Source organism: Streptomyces sp. NPDC030143 (assembly GCF_055573695.1).
In genome coordinates, this window is record NZ_JBVIAY010000020.1 from 65,942 (window position 1) to 86,348 (window position 20,407).

Sequence of the window (20,407 nt, forward strand, 5' to 3'; positions counted from 1 at the left end):
GGCGTAATGCCCGGACACGGCCCGGGGGAGTCCGGCCGGCTCGGGCGGCCCGCCGGGCTCCCTGCTTGCAAGGACCCCTCAGGCCGCCGGGCCCGACAGGGTCCAGCCCGGGGCCTGGGGGTGGGCGGTCAGGTCCTCGTGGTGGATCGGGCCGCCGCAGGCCTCGCAGGTGACCACCGGGATCATCTCGTTGCCGCAGGTGTGCTCGATGACCATGGGGCGGTCGGCGTCCTTGCGGAGATGGCGGTCGCCCCACGCCATGAGCGTCATCAGGACCGGCTCCAGTTCGATCCCCGCCTGCGTGGGCCGGTACTCGAAGCGCTGCGGGCGCTCGCTGTAGGCGCGCCGGGTCAGGATCCCCGCGTCCACGAGGCGGCGCAGCCGGGTGGCCAGGATGTCGCGCGGCGCACCGATGTTGCGCACGAGCTGGTCGAAGCGGCCGTTGCCCAGGCACACCTCCCGCAGGACGAGCAGGGAGTACTTCTCCCCGACGAGCGCCAGGGCGTCGGCGATGGAACACGGGCGCGGGTTCTTGGTGGAGGCGGCCATGCGGTCAGTCTAGGGGAGGGTTTGATTTTCCAACTGGCGGCGTTATGGTGAGTACGGATTTCCTACTCACCGGTAGCCGCCGCGTCGGGCGGACCGGCCACCGCCCGGCGGCCAAGGAGGCCCGCACCATGCGTGACGCAGTCATCGTCGAAGCCGTACGCACCCCCATCGGCAAGGGCAAGCCGAACGGATCGCTCGCCCACATCCACCCCGTCGAACTCCTCGCCCACACCCTGCGCACCCTCGTCGAGCGCTCCGGCGTCGACCCCGCGCTGATCGACGACGTCATCGGCGGCACCGTCGACCAGGTCGGCGAACAGGCCATGAACACCACCCGCTACGCCGCCCTGTCCGCGGGCTTCCCGGAGTCGGTCCCCGCGGCGACGGTGGACCGGCAGTGCGGTTCCTCCCAGCAGGCCGTGCACTTCGCCGCCCAGGGCGTCATCGCGGGCGCCTACGACCTCGTCGTCGCCTGCGGCGTCGAGTCGATGAGTCGGGTGCCGATGTGGTCGAACGTGCCGCCCGGCAAGGACCCCTTCGGCCCCGGTGTCGCCGAGCGCTACCCCGAGGGCCTCGTCCCGCAGGGCATCAGCGCCGAACTCATCGCCGCCAAGTGGTCGATCACCCGCGAACAGATGGACTCCTTCGCGCTGTCCTCGCACCGCAAGGCCGCCGACGCCTGGCAGAAGGGCCTCTTCGACACCGAGGTCGCGCCCCTGGAGGGTGTCTCGCGCGACGAGTGCGTACGGCCCGACAGCACCCTCGACGTCCTCGCCGGCCTGCGGCCCGCCTACCACGACCCCGGCTTCGCCGAGCGCTTCCCGCAGATCGAGTGGAACGTCACCGCCGGCAACGCCAGCCCCGTCAACGACGGCGCCTCCGCCGTGCTGATCACCTCGGGCGAGACCGCCGCCCGGCTCGGGCTGCGCCCGCTCGCCCGGCTGCACAGCTTCGCCGTCACCGGCTCCGACCCGCTGCTGATGCTCACCGGCGTCGTGCCGGCGACCGAGAAGGTGCTGCGCCGGGCGAACCTGCGCCTCGACGACATCGACCTGTTCGAGGTCAACGAGGCCTTCTCCAGTGTGGTGCTCGCCTGGCGGCAGGAGACCGGCGCCGACCTCGCCCGGGTCAACGTGCACGGCGGCGCGATCGCGCTCGGGCACCCGCTCGGCGCGAGCGGGACCCGGCTGACGACGACCCTCGTGCACGCGATGCGCGAACGGGGCGCCCGCTACGCGCTGCAGACGATGTGCGAGGCGGGCGGGCTCGCGAACGCGATGATCCTCGAAGGCCTCTGAACCCCGGGAGGCGGCGTCACCGGCACCCCGCCCGACCCGTCACCGGCGGCGCAGATGGTGGCGCTTGCGCCAGGCCACCACCGCGCCCCCCAGCGCCGGCAGGGCGATGAACGCCATGGAGACCAGGAACAGCGGGGAGGTAGGGGACGAGGCGCTGGCCCCGGCGACGACGTACGCGGCCGTGTTCGGGACCGAACCGAGCGCGGTCGCGACCAGGAACGGCAGCCAGCCCATGCGGGAGACCGCGGCGCAGTAGTTCGCGGCCCAGAACGGCACCCCCGGGAACAGCCGGACCGCCAGCATCGAACGCAGTCCGTGCCGGCTCAGCTGCCCGTCCGCGGCCTTCAGCAGCCGGCCCTTCAGCAGCGGCCGCAGCGCGTCCTGCCCCAGGATCCGGCCGAGCCCGAAGGCCGCCCCGGCCCCCAGCACCGTCCCCGCCAGCGCCGCGCCCAGGCCCAGCTGCGAGCCGAACAAAGCGCCCGCGCCCAGGTTCAGCAGCGGCCTCGGCACGAACGCCACCGTGCACAGCCCGTACGCGACCGCGAACGCCGCCGCGGCCGAGGGGCCGCCCAGCTGGGGCGGCCAGCCGTCCGCGAGCAGCTTCTGCGGTTCGAAGAGCAGCACACAGGAGGCCGCCGCCGTCAGCAGCACGACCAGCAGGGCGAGACGTGACCAGGGGGACAGCAGCACTCTCGTGCAGCGCGCGGCGAGAGCGGCGGGCACGGGTGCGGTGGCCGTGACGGCGGGGACGGGGAGGGGGACGACCAACTCCGTTGCCGCGGCCCGGGGAGAGGCCGTGGCGGTGCCCCCGGAGCGGGTGGTGGCATCGAGCATCCGGCGACACTAACCGACGGAGGTGTGTGATCGCCGTATGGTTCGTCTCATGACCGTCACAGGAACGGAAACGGTCGGTGTACCGCCGAGCGACCTCGCCGACGCGGTCCTGGAGCGGCTGACCGCCCTGTACGCCGACGCCGCCGACCCGGTCAGGGCGGCGGCCATGCGCGCGTACATGAAGGACGTGGCCCCCATCCTCGGACTGCCCACACCCGAGCGCCGGGCGCTGTCCCGGACCGCCCTGACGGGCATGCCCCGCCCCACCGAGGCCGACTGCACGGCGATCGCCCTGCGCTGCTGGGCGCTGCCGCACCGGGAGTACCACTACTTCGCCGTCGACTACCTCCGCCGGCACGTCGGACGCTGCACGTCCGCCTTCCTGCCGGTGACCCGCCGGCTCGTCACCACGGTCCCCTGGTGGGACACCGTCGACCTGCTCGCCGTGCACGTCGTCGGTGCCCTCGTCGAGGCCGACCCGCGCCTGACGGCCACGATGGACGCCTGGATCGGCGACGACGACCCGTGGGTCGCCCGCACCGCCCTGCTCCACCAGCTCCGCCACAGGGACCGCACCGACGCCGGCCGTCTCTTCGCCTACTGCCTGCTCCAGTCGGGCCACCCCGACTTCTTCGTCCGCAAGGCGATCGGCTGGGCCCTGCGCGAGTACGCCAAGACCGACCCCGAGGCCGTCCTGTCCTTCCTCGCCCGTGAACGGGGACGGTTCGCGCCGCTGACGGTGCGGGAGGCACTGAGAGCTCCGAACAAGAAGGGAGCCCGGCTCGCGCCGCGGTCGAGAGGGCTGTCGGGGGCGCGGGTGCCGCGGGCGCCGTGGTGCACGTAGCGCTCGGGGACGACGCGCTGCGCCTCGAAGACACCCAGCCCCGGCCCCGTCCGGTCACCCGGACGACGCGGACCGCCGGGAGGCCGGGCGTCCCGCAGGACGTGTCCGTCGACCCGGGCGCGGATGCCGGCCGGCAGGCAGCTCCCACCCCTCGGCCGGGGTGATGTCGCTCACGACGGCAGTGCCCCTCGCCCATGTCCCCACCTCCCGGCCCCGAGGTCCGCGGGGAAAACCGTTCGACACCGGCCGAACGGTCGGCCAGGATCATCCCCATGTTCCGGTACGCCTTCCTCCTCGCAGCATCCGCGGTCGCGGATGCCCCGAAGGCTGCCGTTCCCGTTCTCGTGGCCGCTGTCGACGGCGCCCGAAGCTGACCCTCTCCGGATCGTCCGGCGGACCCCGCATGGGGAGGGTCGGCGAGGTTCCCGGGGTCCCCGTCCCGGTCCGCGTTCCGCGCGGCCGGGGCCGTCACTCAGCACCATCTGAGAGCTTCGAGGTATCGCCATGCCCAAGACCGCCTACGTGCGCACCAAACCGCACCTGAACATCGGCACGATGGGTCACGTCGACCACGGCAAGACCACCCTGACCGCCGCCATCACCAAGGTCCTCGCCGAGCGCGGCGCCGGCACCTTCGTGCCCTTCGACCGCATCGACCGCGCCCCCGAGGAGGCGGCCCGCGGCATCACCATCAACATCGCGCACGTCGAGTACGAGACCGACACCCGGCACTACGCGCACGTCGACATGCCGGGCCACGCCGACTACGTCAAGAACATGGTCACGGGCGCCGCGCAGCTCGACGGGGCGATCCTCGTCGTCTCCGCACTCGACGGGATCATGCCGCAGACCGCCGAACACGTCCTGCTCGCCCGGCAGGTGGGCGTCGACCACGTCGTCGTCGCCCTCAACAAGGCCGACGCGGGGGACGAGGAGCTCACCGACCTCGTCGAGCTGGAGGTCCGCGAGCTGCTCACCGCGCACGGCTACGGCGGCGACGCCGCGCCCGTCGTCCGGGTCTCCGGACTGAAGGCGCTGGAGGGCGACCCGCGCTGGACGGCGTCGATCGACGCGCTGCTCGACGCGGTGGACACGTACGTGCCGATGCCGGAGCGCTACCTGGACGCGCCGTTCCTGCTGCCCGTGGAGAACGTGCTCACCATCACCGGCCGGGGGACCGTGGTCACCGGGGCGGTCGAGCGGGGCACCGTGCGCGTCGGCGACCGGGTCGAGGTGCTCGGCGCCGACGTGGACACCGTGGTGACCGGCCTGGAGACCTTCGGCAAGCCCATGGAGGAGGCGCAGGCCGGGGACAACGTGGCGCTGCTGCTGCGCGGGGTGCCGCGGGACGCCGTACGGCGGGGGCACGTGGTGGCCGCGCCGGGGAGCGTGGTGCCGCGGCGGCGGTTCTCGGCACGGGTGTACGTGCTGTCCGGGCGCGAGGGCGGGCGCACCACGCCGGTCGCGACCGGATACCGGCCGCAGTTCTACATCCGCACGGCCGACGTGGTCGGTGACATCGACCTCGGCGAGGCCGGCGTGGCGCGGCCCGGGGACACGGTGGCGATGACCGTGGAGCTGGGCCGGGACGTGCCGCTCGAGCCCGGGCTCGGTTTCGCCATCCGCGAGGGCGGGCGGACCGTGGGCGCGGGCACGGTGACGGCCGTCGACTGACGGCGGCCGGAGCGCGCGGGGGACCGCGGGCCGGGATGACCGGCCCGCGCGGTTCTTCCGTGTCCGACGGGCTGGTGTCTGCGGGCGCGGGGCCGGTGGCGGTGGCCGCGGTTCCCGTGCCTGCCTGGGCGTGGGCGGGGGCCGGTGGTGGTCGGCCGAGGTTGTCGCGCCCGCGGGGCCGCGTCCGCTGTGACGGTCCGCGCGGTTCGCGCCGCGTCTGATGGCTCCGCGCGCCGACGCGTCTGCGGCCGGGCGCCTGCGGGGGCGTGGGGCCGGGGCCACCGGCCGCGCGGTTCTCGCCCGTCCGCGGGCGGGCGTCCGAGAGCGCGGGGGCCGGTGACGGTGGCCGGCCGCGGGTCCCGTGCCGGCGCGGGGCCGGGGTGGCCGGCCGCGCGGTCGCGTGTCCGAGGGCGGGCGCCGGGCCCCGGGCACAATGAACGGGTGAACGACGAGCCCATCCCCGTCTCCCGCGCCGTCGACCACGGCACCGCCAAGCTGATGCCCGACGTCGACCGGGAGCGCGCGTGGCTGCTCACGGTCGACGGCTCCCCGCAGTCCTACGTCGACCTCGACGAGCCGGAGCACCTGGAGTTCGAGTACGCGCTGCGGCTCGGCCATGTGCTCGACGTCGTCGCCGAGCCGGGACACCCGCTGGACGTCCTGCACCTCGGCGGCGGCGCGCTCACCCTGCCCCGGTACGTGGCCGCGACCCGGCCGGGCTCCCGACAGGACGTCGTCGAGGCCGACCGGGGGCTGCTGCGGCTGGTCGTCGAGCATCTGCCGCTGGCGGCGGGCGCAGACGTCACGCTGCACGCGGCCGACGCCCGGGCCTGGCTGGAGGCGGCGCCCGCCGGCTCGGCCGACGTGATCGTCGCCGACGTCTTCGGCGGCTCCCGCGTGCCCGCGCACGTCACCTCGCTCGCCTACGCCCGCGAGGCGTGCCGGGTGCTGCGTGCCGACGGCGTCTACCTGGCGAACCTTCCGGACGCGGCGCCGTTCCTCTTCCTGCGTTCCCAACTCGCCACGCTCGCCGAGGTCTTCGGGGAACTCCTGCTGATCGCCGAACCGGCGGTGCTGCGCGGCCGCCGCTTCGGCAACGCGGTCCTCGCCGCCGCCCACCACCCGCTGGACCTCACCGTCCTGTCCCGCCGCACCGCCTCCGACGCGTTCCCGGCCCGCGTCGAACACGGCCCGGCCCTACGGCACTTCATCGGTGACGCGGGACCGGTGAGCGACGAGGAGGCGGTCCCGAGCCCGGAACCGCCGGAGGGAGCGTTCGGGATCGGCTGAGCCGAAGCGGGGCGGGGCGCACGGGCCGGCCCGACCGGCGAGGCGAGGTCGACACGGACCGGGCCGACCACCCGGCCGTGAGCGCGCCGCCCGAGCCTGCCCGTGCATCCGCGAAAGTGCCGCCGGAGCCTGCCCGTCCGCCGTGCACGCGCCGCTTGTGCCTCCCCGTGCGTCCGCGAAGGTGCCGCTCGAGGCCGACCGACCGCCCGGCGGCGGGACCGTCCCGCTCAGTCCGTCCGTCCCGCGTGTTCGCCGGGCTCCGGCTCGGTGCTCGCCAGGGGGCCGGTCGCGGTGGGGGTCGCTCCGGTGACGTGTTTGGTGCGGCGGGTCAGGTTTCTGACGTCCGGGACGCACAGGACCGCGGCGGTGACCAGGACGACGAGGCTCGCGCAGCCCCACAGGGACGCCGTGCGGCCGAAGGCGGTCTCCGCCGGGCCCGCCAGGGCCGTCGCCAACGGCACCAGGGCGACCGAGCCGAACCAGTCGTAGGCGGAGACCCGGGAGAGCTTGTCCTCGGGGATCTCCTGATGGAGGGCGGTCATCCAGGAGACGCCGAAGACCTCCAGGGTGACGCCGGTCAGGAACATCACCGCGCACAGCACGCCGACGGGCACCGGGACGGCGAGCGCGGCGGACGGCAGGGCCAGCGGGAAGACGCAGAGGGTGCCGGCGAGGAGCAGTCGGCGCGGTTTCCAGCGGGTCATGAGGAGGGCGCCGGCCACCGTGCCCGCGCCGAAGAAGCCGAGTGCGAGACCCCACGGCCCGGGCCCGCCGAGGTGCTCCCGGGCGACCAGTGGGCCGTAGACCGCGTCGGCGGCGCCGACGACCGCGTTGGCGACCGAGAACTGCAGCACGATGCCCCACAGCCACGGACGGCCGCTGAACTCCCGCCAGCCCTCCCGGAGGTCGGCGAGCATGCCGCCGCCCCGGCCGCGCGCCGGGATGTGGCTCACGTCGAGGAAGGAGCGCAGCGACCCGGCGAGCGCGAACGCGGCGGCGTCCGCCGCGAGGACCCAGCCCGGACCGATCACGGCCACCATGGCACCGCCGAGCGCCGCACCGCCGACGGCCGCCCCCTGCATCGCCATCCGGAACACCGCGAACGCCCGGCCGGCCTGTTCGCCCCGGACCGAGGACAGCAGCATGCCCTCGGCGGCGGGACCGAAGAACGCCTGGCCGGTGCCGCCGAGCGCGGTCAGCAGCATCATCTGCCACAGCCGCGGCTCGCCCGCGAGGACGAGCGCCGCGAACGCGGCCTGCGACACGCAGTTGAGGGCGTTGGCCGCGACCATCACCCGGTGTCGGGGCAGCCGGTCGGCGATCGCCCCGCCGATCAGCAGGAACAACACCAGCGGCAGCGTGCGGGCCGCGGCCACCAGCCCGACGTCGCCACCGTCGCCCCCCGTCTCGAGGACGGCGAACGCGGCGGCGATGAGTGCCCCGTGACTGCCGAGGCCGGTGACGAACGCGGCGGCGGTCAGCAGACTGTAGTTGCGGCCCGCCCAGGCGGGTCTGCGCAGGCGGGGCGGGGAGTCGGCGGCTGAGGTCACCGGCCGACTATCCCCGCCCGGAGGAGGGTCTGCCAAACCGATTACGGGTCAGTTCTGCGTCGGTTCCCCGTGGAGCCGCACGGTGGCGAGGATCTGCATGATGGTCGCCTTCGGCAGCTCCTCCTTCACGCCCTTGGCGGCGTAGAGGTTGAACGACACGAAGTCGCCCTTGGAGTTCTTGAAGCCGAACGTGATCGCCTTGCCGTCGCTGTCGCACTTGCCCTTCTGGGGGGTGTTCGTCGACTGCGCCCAGGCATAGCTGCCCTTGATGCCGGAGGTCGTGGTGAAGGCGGTCGCCTTCTTGTCGAAGGTGATGCTCTTCTTGTCCGGATCGGTGTAGCCGCCGAACACCCACCAGGCCGGCGTGTTGACGGCGATCTCGTCGGTGTTCTTGGCGCCCTGGGCGCCCTTGGTGCCGGCCATCGCCAGCGGGGTGTCGTCGGACTTGCCGTCCTTGTCGGCGTCGGTGGTGCACCACTTGGACTTGAACTCGGCCGTGCCCGACATGATGATCGAGTCGTAGCCGTCGGGCTGCTCCTTGTCCTTCCACTCGAAGCCCTGCGCGAGTCCCGGTGACTGCACCTCCCAGTCCGCCGGCACGTCGAAGGCGATGCCCCACTTCGGGTTCACGACGACCTTCCAGCCCGCGACCGTCGCCTTCTCGGTCTCGTTGTCGCGCGGGTTGTCGTCCGTGCCGGAGGACGAGGAGGCCGAGCCGCTCGGATCGGCGGATGCGGTCGGGCTCTTGCTGCCCTTGCCGGCGACCTCGACCGGGTCCTTGTCGTCACCGCCCAGCACCAGGAACCCGGTGACACCGGCGGCCACGACCACGGCCGCCGCCGCGACGATCGCGATCACCTTCGTCCGGTTGCCCCCGCCGCCGCCGGAGCCGCCGGGCTGGGGAGCGCCCGCGGGCGCCGGGGTGTTCCACTGCGTGGGCTGGGTGTAGGGGTTGTGCTGCTGGTAGCCGGGTTGCTGATAGGGATTCGGCTGCTGGTATCCCGGCTGCTGATACGGATTGTTCTGCGCCTGCGGGTTCTGCTCTCCCCCGGGCGGCTGCTGTCCTGGCCACATGGCCAGAAACCCTAGTCCCGCCCGGGACACGTTTCGGTCACCGCCCCTTGTCAGGGACGTACCGATCAGGAGTCGGCGGGCCGGAACACCCGCACGGTGCCCGTGATCTGCCGGATTTGCGGCATCCGGCGCCTCGTCGCGGCCCCCTCGGGTCCGGAGAACGACCAGGACGCGAAGTCGCCCTCGGGGGTGTCGAAGGCGAACACCGTGGCCTTGCCGTGGGGGTACCGCCCCCGGAGGCCCGGGACCCGGCCGGCCGGCGCGTCGAAGGCGACGCCGAATGCCGGGTTCACGACGACCTTCCGGCCGGCGGTGGTCGGCCGCTGCGTCGCGCCGCCGGGCGGCAGACGTACGGCGATCGTCGCACCGGTCTGGCGGCCGGAGGCTACCCGTGGGTAACATCGCTGTCATGAGCGCAGACCAGATGTCCATCGGCGAGATGCTCGCCGCAACGGTGCCCATGGCCCGGACCCTGCACCTCGAGTTCCTCGAGACAAGCCCGGAGAAGGCCGTCGTCGCCCTGCCGGACCAGAGCGAGTACCACAACCACGTGGGTGGGCCGCACGCCGGGGCGATGTTCACGCTCGGCGAGTCCGCCAGCGGCGCGATCGTCCTCGCGGCGTTCGGCGACCAGCTCGCGCGGGCCGTGCCGCTCGCCGTCCGCGCCGAGATCGCCTACCGCAAGCTCGCGATGGGCGCCGTCACCGCCACCGCGACCCTGGGACGCCCGGCCGCCGAGGTCGTCGCCCAGCTCGACGCGGGCGAGCGCCCCGAGTTCCCGGTCACGATCGAGATCTGCCGTGGCGACGGCGCGGTGACCGGCGAGATGACGGTCGTCTGGACCCTGCGCCCCAACGGCTGAGCACCCGCGGGCGATGGCCGAGCACCCGCGGGCGATGGCCGAGCACCCGCGGGCGACGGTCGGGCGCCCGTGGACGGCGGCTGAGCACGCGCGGACGGCGGCTGAGCACCCGCGGGCGACGGCTGAGCACCCGCGGGCGACGGTCGGGGCGTCCCCTGACGGCGGCTCAGCGCTCGCGGACGGCGGCCGGGCGCGTCGGAGTCGTCGTGCGGGGGGCCGGCGACTGCCCGGCGTCACCGCGCCCCGTCCCGCTCCTCGGGGTCACGGGCGCTGAAGCCGCGGCGGCCTCGCGGGCGCCCTGACGGCCTCACGCCGCCGGGCGTTCCGCCGCCGCGCCGTGTCCCCGGGCGCCCCCGGCTGCGCCACGAACCCCTCCAGTCAGACGATGAACTCCGGGCCCAGGCCGGGGCGGCCGCAGGCCGGGCGGACGCGGTGCGCGGGGTGGTCCGCCCTTGTCGCCGGTGTCGTAGCGGCGGCCGGCACAGACGACGCCGTGGACCGCGCTGGGAGTCACCTCTGAGATCGCTGTGCGCTGCGCGGGTCTCGGAAGTTCCGTGCCGCATCCGCCTTTCCGCGTACACAAGTTGACTCCGGGCTTCCGCCCGGATCTCGCATACGGGCGTGGATACCGCCGGTAACTTATCTGAAGAGCCCCCCACTTTGAACTCCGGTCACTCGAACTCCTTGTTTCCCGTGAGGCGCGTGTGCGAAGGTGAGCCTCCCCGCGGGCCGGTCGATCGGTGACGGATCTGGTCAGGCCGAAAGTGCGAACCGATCACCAGTACCGAACACCAGCGTCGAGCAACCAAAACCGTCACCGCTCACCGCACCAATCACGCACCTGCTTTCCGGCGGACGCCCCTCCCCTGTGCCGTTCGTCGGCTTGGAAGGAAATGGTTTCGTGCCGTCCCCGAACCCCCCACGCCCGCCGTACCCGCCCCGCCCCGGATGGCCCCCCGGGGAGTCCGACCGCGACCTCGCCGCCCGCCTGGGCACCGACGGTCACGCCCACGCCGTGGCCGTGCTGCTCGCCCGGCACTGGCGGGCGGCGCACGACTACGCCACCGTCTGCCTCGCCGGATCCCAGGACTCGGCGCGGCTCGTGGCCGCCGCGGCGTTCCACGACGTGTTCGGGCGGCTCACGCAGGGCCGCGCGAGCGGCGCCCTGCGCCCCCGACTCCTCGTCACCGTACGGAACACGGTCCGGGAATGGGCCGGCTCGGACGGAGTGGTGGCCGTACTGCCGGAGTTGCGCAAAACCGTCGGCGGCCGCGGCCTGCGCGCCGCGCGGCCGGTCACATCCGAAAGGCGACAACTCGCCGAACGCGCTTTCCACTCCCTCCCGGCCGCCTCCCAATGCCTGTTGTGGCATACGGAGGTCGAGACCGAACCGCTTTCCATACCCGCCGGTCTGCTGGGCGTCGACCGCATCACCGCGGAGGCCGGACTGGAACGCGCCCGAGAACAATTCCGGGCGGGCTGTGTACGCGCCCACAGGGAACTCGCGCCCACGCCGGAATGCCGTTTCCACAACCGCTTGCTCGACGTTCCGCTGCGCCGCGGCGGAACCCTGCTGCCCGAGGTCCGCAACCACCTCGCCCAGTGCCGTCACTGCCGGCACGCGGCCGAACAGCTCAGCCACTTCGACGGCGGACTGGACGTGCTGCTCGCCGAGACCGTCCTCGGCTGGGGCGCCCGCCGTTACCTCGACTCCCGCCCGGGACGCGACAGTTGCCCCGACACGGCGGTCCGCCCTGCGGCGCCCCGTCCGGTCGGCGGTGGCCGGCACCGCGTCGGGTCGACCGGTCTGCTCGAACTTCCGGCCCGGCGCTCCAGGGCCGTCCTGCTCGGCGTCGGGCTGACCTCCCTCGCCCTGCTCGCGACCGTCCTCGCGGTCACGGGCCGGTCCGAGGACAGCGGTGTCCCCCGGTCACCGGCCACCTGGGGCGCACCCGTCGGCAGCACCGGCACCCCGGGCACCCCGGACGATGCCGCCGGACGAGCGCACACGCCGGGCGGTTCCGGCGGCACCCCCACGGCGGCCTCCGCCGGCCGTCCGGCGGGGCTCGCCCAGGCACGGCTGCGCGCCGCCGCCGCCGGACTGTGCCTCGACACCGCCGGTGGCCGGACCGAGTCCGGCGCGACGGCCGTCCTGGCGGTGTGCTCCTCCGCCGCGTCTCAGCGGTGGTCGTACCGGGACGACGGGCTGCTGCGCAGCGCCGCCGCCCCGACGCTGTGCCTGGCCGCCGACCCCGGTCGCGGGACGGCCGCCCTCGCCGGCTGCGGGGTGCACTCCGGTGAGGTCCTCTTCGACCTGACCGTCGGCGGCGAACTCGTGCTGCGGCGGGGCGGGGGCGGCCTGCTGGTGTCGCCCGGTACCGGCAGGCCCGGCGCGTCCGTCGTCGTGACGCGGCGGAACGGCTCCGGCCAGCAGCGGTGGGAGTTCGACGCCGTCGGGGACGCGGAGCGCCCGCCCCCCACGGAGGCCGGACCGCAGGACGGAGCGGGAGGCTCGGCGGAGCCGCCCGGATCACCCGGACCCGAGCCGTCCGCTCCCCGCGACGCACCCGCCCCGCCCCGCGAGGCCGTCCCCGCCCCGGCCGAGCCGGCGCCGCCCGCCCCGCCGTACGAGGAGCGGTTAGCGCAGGTGGAGTGCTGTGAGGCGCCCGCGCCGGCCGAGACCCCGCCGCCTGCGCCCGGCCCGGTCCAGGCGGTCGACGGTCTCGTCGAGGACGCTCTGGGCGCGACGGTCACGGGACTGACGACTGCCCTCGGCCGGTGAGAGCGCCGCTTGCGCCGCTGCGGGGGCCGCACCCCGGGCCGCCCGGCTCCGCCCGGCCGACCCGGTAGGCTTCCCGGCGTGCGCCCGTCCGCGGCGCGCGCCGGGATCGCAGGGGCGCCCGGAACGCACAGACACCCGGAACCGGAACGCGAAGCCGTTCGGAGCGCGGGGACATCCAAGGGGAGGAACCGGCGGTGCACGTCCAGGAATGGCTGGAGGCCGTACCAGCGGTCGCCATCTACGCGCTGGTGGGTCTGGTCATCGGCCTGGAGAGTCTGGGCATCCCGCTCCCGGGCGAGATCATCCTCGTCTCCTCGGCGCTGCTCGCCTCCCAGCACGGCGAGATCGACCCCGTCATCCTCGGCACCTGCGCCACCGCGGGCGCCGTGATCGGCGACTCCATCGGCTACGCCATCGGCCGCAAGGGCGGCCGGCCCATGCTGGCCTGGCTGGGCAAGAAGTTCCCCCGCCACTTCAGCGAGGGACACATCGCCACCGCCGAGCGGTCGTTCGAGAAGTGGGGCATGTGGGCCGTCTTCTTCGGCCGCTTCGTCGCCCTGCTGCGCATCTTCGCCGGGCCGCTCGCCGGTGTGCTGCGCATGCCGTACTGGAAGTTCTTCGTCGCCAACGTGCTCGGCGGCATCCTGTGGGCGGGCGGCACGACGGCCGTCATCTACTACGTCGGCGTCGTCGCCGAGTCCTGGCTCAAGCGGTTCTCGTGGCTGGGGCTGGTGCTGGCGGTGCTGATCGGCCTGACGTCGATGCTCGTGCTCAAGCGCAAGGCGAAGAAGGCGGCGGCCGAACACCCGGTGGCCGAGCCGGAGCCGGTCCCGGCCGCCGACTAGGGGGTGTTTCGAACGTCCCGCACACAGGACGTTCGAAACACTCCCTATAGCCCTCAGTCCGCGGGCCGGCCGTGCACCTCACGGTGGGCGTTCGCCAGCTCCGCGTACATCGTCCCGTTCAGCGTGACGCCCTCGCGCTCCTCGTCGGTCAGCCGCCGCCTGACCTTCGCCGGCACACCGGCGACGAGCGAGCCCGGGGGCACCCGCATGCCCTGCGGCACCAGGGCCTGCGCGGCGACCAGGGAACCGGCGCCGATCACCGCCCCGTTGAGCACCGTGGCGCCCATCCCGACCAGACAGTCGTCCTCGACGGTCGCCCCGTGCACGACCGCGTTGTGGCCGACGGACACCCGCTCGCCGATGGTGACGGGGAAGCCCGGGTCGGCGTGGAGCGTGCAGTTGTCCTGGATGTTGCTCTGTGCCCCGACCGAGATCCGCTCGACGTCACCGCGCAGCACGGCCCCGTACCAGACGCTCGCGCCCGCCTGGAGCGTCACGTCACCGATCACGGAGGACGTGGGCGCCACGAACGCCTCCTCGTCGATCTTCGGGTCCCTGCCGCCGATGCCCGTGATCAGCGCCTGCTGCATCATCACCGTCTCCTCGTCGTCCGCGGTACCCCCGCACCGTACGCCACCCGGTGGGGTGAAGATCACAGGCATCCGGGGGCCGGGGCCCGCCGCGCGCTGAGTACCGTGTGCGGGTGCCGAAGCGCAAGAACACGTTCTCATCCTGGTGGCGCCGCCTCGCGCAGCGCGCCGTCCACGCGGGCTGGGCCTGGGTGCAGCACACCGGTTCCGTCACCGCCGAGCGCCCCGGCCGCTTCCGGTTCGGCGCGATGGGCGCGGGCACCCGGCTCGCCTTCCCGCTCGGCACGGTCTTCGGCGAACCCTGGATCCACGTCGGCGCGCACTGCATCGTCGGGGAGCAGGTCACGCTGACGGCGGGCCTGATGCCCGACCTGGACCTCGGCCCGGACCCGATCCTGCGCATCGGCGACGGCGTCGTCCTGGGCCGCGGCAGCCACGTCATCGCCGACACGACGGTCACCATCGGCAGCGACTGCTACTTCGGCCCGTACGTCTACGTCACCTCCACCAACCACTCCTACGACGACCCGCACGAGCCGATCGGCAGACAGTGGCCGCGCATGGAGCCCGTGGAGATCGGCCCAGGATGCTGGATCGGCACCGGCGCGGTCATCCTGCCGGGCGCGCGCGTCGGGCGGAACGTCGTCGTCGCGGCCGGGGCGGTGGTGCGCGGCGCGGTGCCCGACCACGCCGTGGTGGCGGGCGCCCCCGCCCGCGTCGTACGCCGCTGGACCCCCGCCGAGGGCTGGCAGCCGCCGCTGCGCACCCCGCCACCGGTGCCGATCCCGGACGGTGTCACCTCCGAGCAGCTCGTCGCCCTGTCGGACCTGGACGAGGAGACGGCGGCCCGGCTGGCGGAACTGGAACCGGAGCGCTGAGCCGCACGGCCCGGGCAGGACGCGCGCCCCGCCGCCGCCGGCGCCGTCCCCCCGCCGGGGCCGGACTCCGCGCAGTACAGTTCGGTGCACGATCGGGTGCACCGCACCGTGGTGCAGGGGGGTGAGCCCCGGCATCCACAACATCGGACTCCTGGAGTGGACGGAACGTGTCGGACCTCGACCTGCTGACCCGGTCCCTGGCGCGCAGCGTCAGGCACTGGCGAGCGGTGCGCGGCTTCACCCTGGACGTGCTCGCCGCCCGGTCCGGTGTCAGCCGCGGCATGCTGATCCAGATCGAGCAGGCCCGGACCAACCCCAGCCTCGGCACGGTCGTCAAGATCGGTGACGCGCTCGGCATCAGCATCACCACCCTGCTCGACTACGAGCGCGGCCCCCGGGTCCGCGTCGTCCCCGCCGAGCGAGCCGTGCGGCTGTGGCACACCGACGCCGGCAGCTACAACCGACTCCTCGCCGGCGCGGAGGCGCCCGGCCCGCTGGAGATGTGGGACTGGCGGCTGATGCCGGGCGACAGCAGCCCCTCCGAGCCCCACCCGGCCGGCACCGTCGAACTGGTCCACGTCCTCGCGGGCGAGCTGACGCTCACCGTGGACGGCGCGGACCACCGCGTCCCGACCGGCGCGAGCGCCTCCTTCGAGGCCGACGTCCCGCACGTGTACGGCAACCAGGGCGAGGAGCCGATGGATATGGTGATGGCCGTCTCGGTGCCGCCCGTGCCCTGAGAACTCCGAACAAAAGGGGAGGTCGGCTCGCGACGCCGGCACGACGGGCGGACGGACCTTGTAGCGTGCGGCCATGCGCGCACCGATCGGACACTTCGACGACCCCAGACCCGCCCTCGACTGCCTCGACGAGCTGACCCGCCCGGTCGCCGACGCCGTACGCCACTGGAGCGGCAGCGTCCCCGCCGACCGGATCGTCTACGTCGACACCGACCCGCAGTGGGCCGACACCGCCGTCTTCGTCGAGCGCTACGGGCAGGAGCTGCTGGAGCAGTCCGCCAACTGCGTGGTCGTCGCGGGCCGACGCGGCGGTGAGACCACGCTCGCCGCGTGCCTGGTCCCGTCCACCACCCGGGTCGACGTCAACGGCGTCGTCCGACGTCGACTCGGCGCCCGCAAGGCGTCGTTCGCCCCCGTGGACACGGCGGTGGGGGAGACCGGCATGGAGTACGGCGGTATCACGCCGATCGGACTGCCCGCCGCGTGGCCGGTGCTGGTGGACGCGACCGTCGTCGACCTGCCGTACGTCCTGGTGGGCAGCGGGCGCCGGCGCGGGAAGCTGCTGGTGCCGGGCAAGGCCTTCGCCGACCTGCCCGGCGCGGTGGTGGTGGAGGGGCTCGGCACGGCCTGAGGGGTCCTTGCCCGGTGCCCGCCCGGGCCGCGCGGCCTGATCAGGCGCTCATGTGCGAGGAGCTCCGAGTCAGGCCGTGTGGTGGGCCAGCGCCAGATGCGGGTCCGCCTCGCCCGGCACCGGTGCCGGGTCGGCGTGGACGAGCGCGGCGGTGAGCCGGGGAACCGCGTGCAGCAGGGCGTGCTCGGCGTCCACCGCGATCGCGTGCGCCCGGCGTACCGTCACCTCCCCGTCCACGACGACCGCCACCTCGGCGCGCAGCCGGTGCCCGATCCAGCGCAGCCTCAGCTCGCCCACGTCCCGCACCCCCGGCACCTCCCTCAGCGCCCGCTCGGCGCGGTCGACCAGCGCCGGGTCGACCGCGTCCAGCACCCGCCGGAACACCTCCCGCGACGCGTCCCGCAGCACCAGAGCGATCGCCGCGGTGATCGCCAGCCCCACGACCGGGTCGGCGAGGCGCCAGCCCAGCGCCGATCCGCCGGCGCCCAGGAGGACGGCCAGGGAGGTGAACCCGTCGGTGCGCGCGTGCAGTCCGTCCGCGACCAGCGCGGCCGAGCCGATCGCCCGCCCGACGCGGATGCGGTAGCGGGCCACCCACTCGTTGCCCGCGAAGCCGACGAGCGCGGCCACGGCGACCGCCGGCACGTGCTGGACCGGGCGCGGGTCGAGGAGCCGTTCGACGGCCGTCCACCCGGCGAACGCGGCGGACGCGGCGATCGTCAGGACGATCACGATCCCCGCCAGATCCTCCGCGCGCCCGTAGCCGTAGGTGAACCGACGCGTCGCCGCCCGCCCGCCGAGCACGAACGCGATGCCCAGCGGTACGGCGGTCAGCGCGTCCGCCGCGTTGTGCACCGTGTCGCCGAGCAGCGCGACCGACCCGGAGAGGGCGACCACGACCGCCTGGGCCAGGGCCGTCGCACCGAGCACCGCCAGTGAGACCCACAGGGCGCGCATCCCGCGGGCCGAGGACTCCAGGGCCGGATCGAGCTTGTCGGCGCTCTCGTGGGAGTGCGGTGTGAGCAGGTGGGCGAGGCGGTGGCGCAGGCCGTGTGCGGGATGAGGCGGATGCGGGTGAGAGTGCGGGTGCGGCTGTGCGTGGTCGTGGTGGTGCGGCTGTGCGTGGTCGTGGCGGTGCGCGTGCTCGTGCCGGTCGCTCACGTCGGTCCCCTTTCCGGTGCGCGGTGTGGACGTACCCGCTCCCGGTCGCCATTATGTGCGTATGAGCGCACGCATGCACCTGTCACCTGCGCATGATGCGCACCCACGCACCCCCGGCGAGGAGCAGTTCGCCCTCGCCGCCGAAGTGCTCGCGCTGCTCGGCGACCGGACCCGGTTGACGCTGCTGCACGCCCTGACCTCGGGCGAGGCGGATGTGACGACCCTGACCGAGGTGTGCGGCGCGGCCCGGCCGGCGGTGAGCCAGCATCTGGCGCGGCTGCGGCTCGCCGGGCTGGTGGCCACCCGCAAGGAGGGACGCCGGGTGGTCTACTCGCTGTGCGACGGGCATCTGCGCCGTCTGGTCGACGAGGCGCTGAACGTGGCGGACCACCGGCTGAACGACCGGCCGCCGCACGACTGACCCCGACGGAACGGCGGGCCGCCGTACGACCGCGACCGGTGGGCGGCCGCACGGCTGACTCCTGCCGGCCGGCCGGCCGCCGCACGACCGACACCGGCCGCATGACCGGCCGCGCGTCATCGACTCCGGCCGAGTGCTGCGGGAACCGGGACCGGCCGAGTGCTGCGGGGGAGGCCGAGCGGCTGCGGGGGCCGGCCGAGCGTGCGGTCGCCGCACGACGGCTCAGTAGCGCTCGGCCGTCCCCAGGTACTGCTCGGCGAAGGCGGCAGCGGCGGCGGGCGAGGTGAAGAGCCGGCGCGGGCGAGTGTGGTGGTCGGCGAGGCCCCGACGCTCGAGTCCGCGGACGGCCCACTCCTCGACGACGCCCGCGCGCGGCCGGCGTTCGACGAACGCGCGGCTCTCCGTCTCCAGGACGACGCAGTCGACGGACGCGGCCCGCAGGATGTTGCCGACGGTCAGACCGGCGGGCCCCGCGCCGCCGCCGACGACGACCGGAGTGCGGTGCGCAGACGGGGAGGCGGAGGTCACCCGGCACATGATGGGCGGCTGCCGCACGGTCAGGGAGCCGGTCCCCGGGAACTCAGCGCAGCCGCGGGATCTCGATCGCCGGGCAGCGGTCCATCACCATCTCCAGCCCCGCCGCGCGCGTCCGCTCGTAGGCCGCCTCGTCGACGACGCCGAGCTGGAACCACACCGCCTTCGCGCCCCCGGCGACCGCCTCGTCGGCGACGGCTCCCGCGAGGTCGCTGTTGACGAACACGTCGACGACGTCCACCTCGAACGGGATCTCCGCCAAGGAGGCGTACCCCCGTTCGCCGTGCACCGTCTCCGCCTTGGGGTGCACGGGCACGACCCGCTTGCCGAAGCGCTGGAGCACCTCCGCGACGCCGTACGCCGCGCGGCTGCGGTTGGTCGACAGGCCCACCACCGCCCAGGTGTCGCCGAGCCCGGTCAGGATCTTGCGGATCGTTGCCTCGTCGCCGTACACGGCGGCCTCCTTCGAAGGGCGGAACAGCTTGCGGCGCTTCCGGGAGCGCAACCCCTCAACAGCGGACGGCGCGCCCTGATTCCGTGCCGTGCCGCTGCGGAGGCCCCGCCGCCCGCCTACGCTCACTCCGTGCTCCGCATCATCGACGCCCGAACCGGCGAGCCCACCGCCGCCTCCCCCGCCCGCCGCGGCCTGACCCGCGTCGAGGCCCATGTCCCGGCGTACGACGCCGGCGCCCTGCGCGTCCTCCTCGTCGCCGACCTGCTCTTCCGGGTCCTGGAACTCGGCGGGACCCCTGTCCTCGCCACCCTGGACGGCGCGGGCCGGTCGCCGGAACTGCGGGCGGCCGCCGCGGCTCTCGGCGTCCACCCCCTCGAGGACGGCCACGACTCCGGCGGGCACGTCCTGCACGTGCTGCGGACGGGCGGCAGCGCCCCCGACGGCGTACGGATCGACGTGGCGGCCGTGCGCGACGGAGGGGTCGTCGACCGGGCCCTGGCCGAGGATCCCGCGGCCCTGCGCCTGGCCCTCCTCTCCCACCACCACGGCGATGCCGTCCCGCTCGGCACGGACGCGACGCGCGAGGCCCACGACACCCTCGCCCGCTGGCGCCGCGCCGTCGCCGCCTGGGCCCGCCACCCCTCCCGCCCCGTCCCCGACGACGTCCGGGCCCGCCTGCGCACCGCCTGGGAGGACGACCTGGACGTCCCGGGGGTGCTGCGCGTCCTGCGATGGGTGGAGGAGGCGGGACCGGAGCTGGCGGACGGTGCCCGCTTCGAGACGTACGCCTACGCCGACCGTCTCCTCGGCCTCGACCTCACCCGCGACATCGGGGCCCCGGCGTGAGCGCCCGGATCGGCGCGGGGCCGCTGCGGCGCCTGGTCGTGCTGCGGCACGCCAAGTCCGCCTGGCCGGAGGGCGTGGCCGATCACCAACGGCCGCTCGGGCCGCGGGGCCTGCGGGACGCGCCCGCCGCCGGACGGGCCCTCGCCGAGGTCGACTGCCTGCCGGACCTCGCCGTGTGCTCCACCGCCGCACGGGCACGCCAGACCTGGGAACTGGCCTCCGCCCAGTGGGGGACCCCGCCGCCGGTCCGGTACGAACCCCGGCTGTACGCCGCCGACGTGCCGGACCTGCTGGCCGTCGTGCGCGAGACACCCCCCGAGATCGCGACGCTGCTGCTGGTGGGGCACAACCCCGGGCTCGAGGAGCTGGTGCTCGCCCTGGCGGGCGAGGGGCTCGACGACGGCCTGGACCAGGTACGGGAGAAGTTCCCCACCTCCGCGATCGCCGTCCTCGCCTGGCGCGGCTCCGCCTGGCGGGACCTCGCCCCCGGCACGGCCCTGCTGACCTGGGCCGCCGTACCGCGCGGACGCAAGGGCGGCTGAGCCGACGG

Annotated in this window: 21 protein-coding genes and 1 pseudogene; 13 read left to right on the top strand and 9 right to left on the bottom strand. The window is 74.4% G+C overall.

Features of this window, described 5'->3' with window-relative positions; translation table 11 throughout:
- Positions 1-78 precede the first annotated feature (78 nt).
- Positions 79-549 (bottom strand): winged helix-turn-helix transcriptional regulator, encoded by a 471-nt coding sequence (locus tag ACZ4YY_RS28680; RefSeq protein ID WP_468296447.1) that lies wholly within the window; start codon positions 547-549, stop codon positions 79-81.
- A gap of 128 nt (positions 550-677) precedes the next feature.
- Between ACZ4YY_RS28680 and ACZ4YY_RS28685 the strand changes: the two genes are divergently transcribed.
- Positions 678-1,847, top strand: coding sequence for a thiolase family protein (locus tag ACZ4YY_RS28685; protein WP_468296451.1), 1,170 nt, complete (start codon positions 678-680; stop codon positions 1,845-1,847).
- A 39-nt stretch (positions 1,848-1,886) separates the two neighbouring features.
- Here the strand turns inward: ACZ4YY_RS28685 and ACZ4YY_RS28690 are convergent, their stop codons facing one another.
- Positions 1,887-2,681, bottom strand: a complete 795-nt coding sequence (locus ACZ4YY_RS28690; RefSeq protein ID WP_468296454.1) for a TVP38/TMEM64 family protein — start codon at positions 2,679-2,681, stop codon at positions 1,887-1,889.
- 49 nt (positions 2,682-2,730) lie between these two features.
- Here ACZ4YY_RS28690 and ACZ4YY_RS28695 point away from each other — a divergent pair, with 49 nt between their 5' ends.
- The 3 genes from ACZ4YY_RS28695 (at position 2,731) to ACZ4YY_RS28705 (ending at position 6,489) form a co-directional block, all read left to right on the top strand.
- On the top strand, positions 2,731-3,525 hold the full coding sequence (locus ACZ4YY_RS28695) for a DNA alkylation repair protein (RefSeq protein ID WP_468296457.1): 795 nt from the start codon (positions 2,731-2,733) through the stop codon (positions 3,523-3,525).
- 504 nt (positions 3,526-4,029) lie between these two features.
- Positions 4,030-5,199, top strand: coding sequence for an elongation factor Tu (tuf, locus tag ACZ4YY_RS28700; protein WP_468296460.1), 1,170 nt, complete (start codon positions 4,030-4,032; stop codon positions 5,197-5,199).
- Positions 5,200-5,697: 498 nt separating this feature from the next.
- Positions 5,698-6,489 (top strand): spermidine synthase, encoded by a 792-nt coding sequence (locus ACZ4YY_RS28705; protein ID WP_468296722.1) that lies wholly within the window; start codon positions 5,698-5,700, stop codon positions 6,487-6,489.
- A gap of 227 nt (positions 6,490-6,716) precedes the next feature.
- Here the strand turns inward: ACZ4YY_RS28705 and ACZ4YY_RS28710 are convergent, their stop codons facing one another.
- From ACZ4YY_RS28710 to ACZ4YY_RS28720, 3 genes are all read right to left on the bottom strand, one after another.
- The gene (locus ACZ4YY_RS28710) at positions 6,717-8,039 is read right to left on the bottom strand and encodes an MFS transporter (RefSeq protein WP_468296463.1); all 1,323 of its coding nucleotides are present in this window, start codon (positions 8,037-8,039) and stop codon (positions 6,717-6,719) included.
- Between the two features lie 48 nt (positions 8,040-8,087).
- On the bottom strand, positions 8,088-9,113 hold the full coding sequence (locus tag ACZ4YY_RS28715) for a DUF8017 domain-containing protein (RefSeq protein ID WP_468296466.1): 1,026 nt from the start codon (positions 9,111-9,113) through the stop codon (positions 8,088-8,090).
- A gap of 65 nt (positions 9,114-9,178) precedes the next feature.
- A complete protein-coding gene (locus tag ACZ4YY_RS28720) occupies positions 9,179-9,406 on the bottom strand; it encodes a hypothetical protein (RefSeq protein WP_468296470.1) in 228 nt (75 codons plus the stop codon).
- 131 nt (positions 9,407-9,537) lie between these two features.
- Between ACZ4YY_RS28720 and ACZ4YY_RS28725 the strand changes: the two genes are divergently transcribed.
- From ACZ4YY_RS28725 to ACZ4YY_RS28735, 3 genes are all read left to right on the top strand, one after another.
- The gene (locus ACZ4YY_RS28725) at positions 9,538-9,975 is read left to right on the top strand and encodes a DUF4442 domain-containing protein (RefSeq protein ID WP_468296725.1); all 438 of its coding nucleotides are present in this window, start codon (positions 9,538-9,540) and stop codon (positions 9,973-9,975) included.
- Between the two features lie 901 nt (positions 9,976-10,876).
- Positions 10,877-12,757 (top strand): RICIN domain-containing protein, encoded by a 1,881-nt coding sequence (locus ACZ4YY_RS28730; protein ID WP_468296472.1) that lies wholly within the window; start codon positions 10,877-10,879, stop codon positions 12,755-12,757.
- A gap of 194 nt (positions 12,758-12,951) precedes the next feature.
- Complete coding sequence (locus tag ACZ4YY_RS28735; RefSeq protein WP_468296475.1) at positions 12,952-13,602, top strand: DedA family protein; 651 nt, start codon at positions 12,952-12,954, stop codon at positions 13,600-13,602.
- 53 nt (positions 13,603-13,655) lie between these two features.
- On the opposite strand, the gene ACZ4YY_RS28740 is transcribed toward ACZ4YY_RS28735, so the two are convergent.
- Positions 13,656-14,195: a gamma carbonic anhydrase family protein gene (locus tag ACZ4YY_RS28740; protein ID WP_468296480.1), complete on the bottom strand. Its 540-nt coding sequence runs from the start codon at positions 14,193-14,195 to the stop codon at positions 13,656-13,658.
- A 110-nt stretch (positions 14,196-14,305) separates the two neighbouring features.
- On the opposite strand from ACZ4YY_RS28740, the gene ACZ4YY_RS28745 reads away from it, so the two are divergent.
- The 3 genes from ACZ4YY_RS28745 to ACZ4YY_RS28755 all read left to right on the top strand — a co-directional run bounded on the left by ACZ4YY_RS28745 (position 14,306) and on the right by ACZ4YY_RS28755 (position 16,441).
- Positions 14,306-15,070 carry an acyltransferase gene (locus ACZ4YY_RS28745; RefSeq protein ID WP_468296485.1) on the top strand — a complete coding sequence of 255 codons (765 nt, stop codon included), beginning with the start codon at positions 14,306-14,308 and terminating at the stop codon, positions 15,068-15,070.
- Positions 15,071-15,237: 167 nt separating this feature from the next.
- Positions 15,238-15,810: a helix-turn-helix domain-containing protein gene (locus ACZ4YY_RS28750; RefSeq protein WP_468296488.1), complete on the top strand. Its 573-nt coding sequence runs from the start codon at positions 15,238-15,240 to the stop codon at positions 15,808-15,810.
- A gap of 73 nt (positions 15,811-15,883) precedes the next feature.
- Complete coding sequence (locus tag ACZ4YY_RS28755; protein WP_468296491.1) at positions 15,884-16,441, top strand: YbaK/EbsC family protein; 558 nt, start codon at positions 15,884-15,886, stop codon at positions 16,439-16,441.
- Positions 16,442-16,510: 69 nt separating this feature from the next.
- On the opposite strand, the gene ACZ4YY_RS28760 is transcribed toward ACZ4YY_RS28755, so the two are convergent.
- Positions 16,511-17,602, bottom strand: coding sequence for a cation diffusion facilitator family transporter (locus tag ACZ4YY_RS28760; RefSeq protein ID WP_468296495.1), 1,092 nt, complete (start codon positions 17,600-17,602; stop codon positions 16,511-16,513).
- Positions 17,603-17,663: 61 nt separating this feature from the next.
- On the opposite strand from ACZ4YY_RS28760, the gene ACZ4YY_RS28765 reads away from it, so the two are divergent.
- Entirely contained in the window at positions 17,664-18,023 is a 360-nt protein-coding gene (locus ACZ4YY_RS28765; RefSeq protein ID WP_468296498.1) for an ArsR/SmtB family transcription factor, read from the top strand.
- Between the two features lie 315 nt (positions 18,024-18,338).
- On the opposite strand, the pseudogene ACZ4YY_RS28770 reads toward ACZ4YY_RS28765, so the two are convergent.
- Positions 18,339-18,560 (bottom strand): annotated as a pseudogene (locus ACZ4YY_RS28770) (FAD-dependent monooxygenase); the annotation flags it as partial.
- Positions 18,561-18,603: 43 nt separating this feature from the next.
- Complete coding sequence (locus ACZ4YY_RS28775; protein ID WP_468296501.1) at positions 18,604-19,011, bottom strand: CoA-binding protein; 408 nt, start codon at positions 19,009-19,011, stop codon at positions 18,604-18,606.
- Between the two features lie 129 nt (positions 19,012-19,140).
- Between ACZ4YY_RS28775 and ACZ4YY_RS28780 the strand changes: the two genes are divergently transcribed.
- Both ACZ4YY_RS28780 and ACZ4YY_RS28785 read left to right on the top strand, forming a co-directional pair.
- Positions 19,141-19,857, top strand: a complete 717-nt coding sequence (locus tag ACZ4YY_RS28780; protein ID WP_468296504.1) for a hypothetical protein — start codon at positions 19,141-19,143, stop codon at positions 19,855-19,857.
- Positions 19,854-20,399, top strand: coding sequence for a SixA phosphatase family protein (locus ACZ4YY_RS28785; RefSeq protein WP_468296507.1), 546 nt, complete (start codon positions 19,854-19,856; stop codon positions 20,397-20,399). Before ACZ4YY_RS28780 ends, ACZ4YY_RS28785 begins: the two co-directional genes overlap by 4 nt.
- Positions 20,400-20,407 lie beyond the last annotated feature (8 nt).

What these genes read in the sequence shown, in the direction of transcription:
- ACZ4YY_RS28715 (WP_468296466.1), bottom strand. Translation starts at nt 9,113, where the DNA reads ATGTGGCCAGGACAGCAGCCGCCCGGGGGAGAGCAGAACCCGCAGGCG.
- ACZ4YY_RS28685 (WP_468296451.1), top strand. Translation starts at nt 678, where the DNA reads ATGCGTGACGCAGTCATCGTCGAAGCCGTACGCACCCCCATCGGCAAG.
- ACZ4YY_RS28740 (WP_468296480.1), bottom strand. Translation starts at nt 14,195, where the DNA reads ATGATGCAGCAGGCGCTGATCACGGGCATCGGCGGCAGGGACCCGAAG.
- ACZ4YY_RS28695 (WP_468296457.1), top strand. Translation starts at nt 2,731, where the DNA reads ATGACCGTCACAGGAACGGAAACGGTCGGTGTACCGCCGAGCGACCTC.
- ACZ4YY_RS28705 (WP_468296722.1), top strand. Translation starts at nt 5,698, where the DNA reads ATGCCCGACGTCGACCGGGAGCGCGCGTGGCTGCTCACGGTCGACGGC.
- ACZ4YY_RS28680 (WP_468296447.1), bottom strand. Translation starts at nt 549, where the DNA reads ATGGCCGCCTCCACCAAGAACCCGCGCCCGTGTTCCATCGCCGACGCC.
- ACZ4YY_RS28765 (WP_468296498.1), top strand. Translation starts at nt 17,664, where the DNA reads ATGAGCGCACGCATGCACCTGTCACCTGCGCATGATGCGCACCCACGC.
- ACZ4YY_RS28725 (WP_468296725.1), top strand. Translation starts at nt 9,538, where the DNA reads ATGTCCATCGGCGAGATGCTCGCCGCAACGGTGCCCATGGCCCGGACC.
- tuf (WP_468296460.1), top strand. Translation starts at nt 4,030, where the DNA reads ATGCCCAAGACCGCCTACGTGCGCACCAAACCGCACCTGAACATCGGC.
- ACZ4YY_RS28690 (WP_468296454.1), bottom strand. Translation starts at nt 2,681, where the DNA reads ATGCTCGATGCCACCACCCGCTCCGGGGGCACCGCCACGGCCTCTCCC.
- ACZ4YY_RS28755 (WP_468296491.1), top strand. Translation starts at nt 15,884, where the DNA reads ATGCGCGCACCGATCGGACACTTCGACGACCCCAGACCCGCCCTCGAC.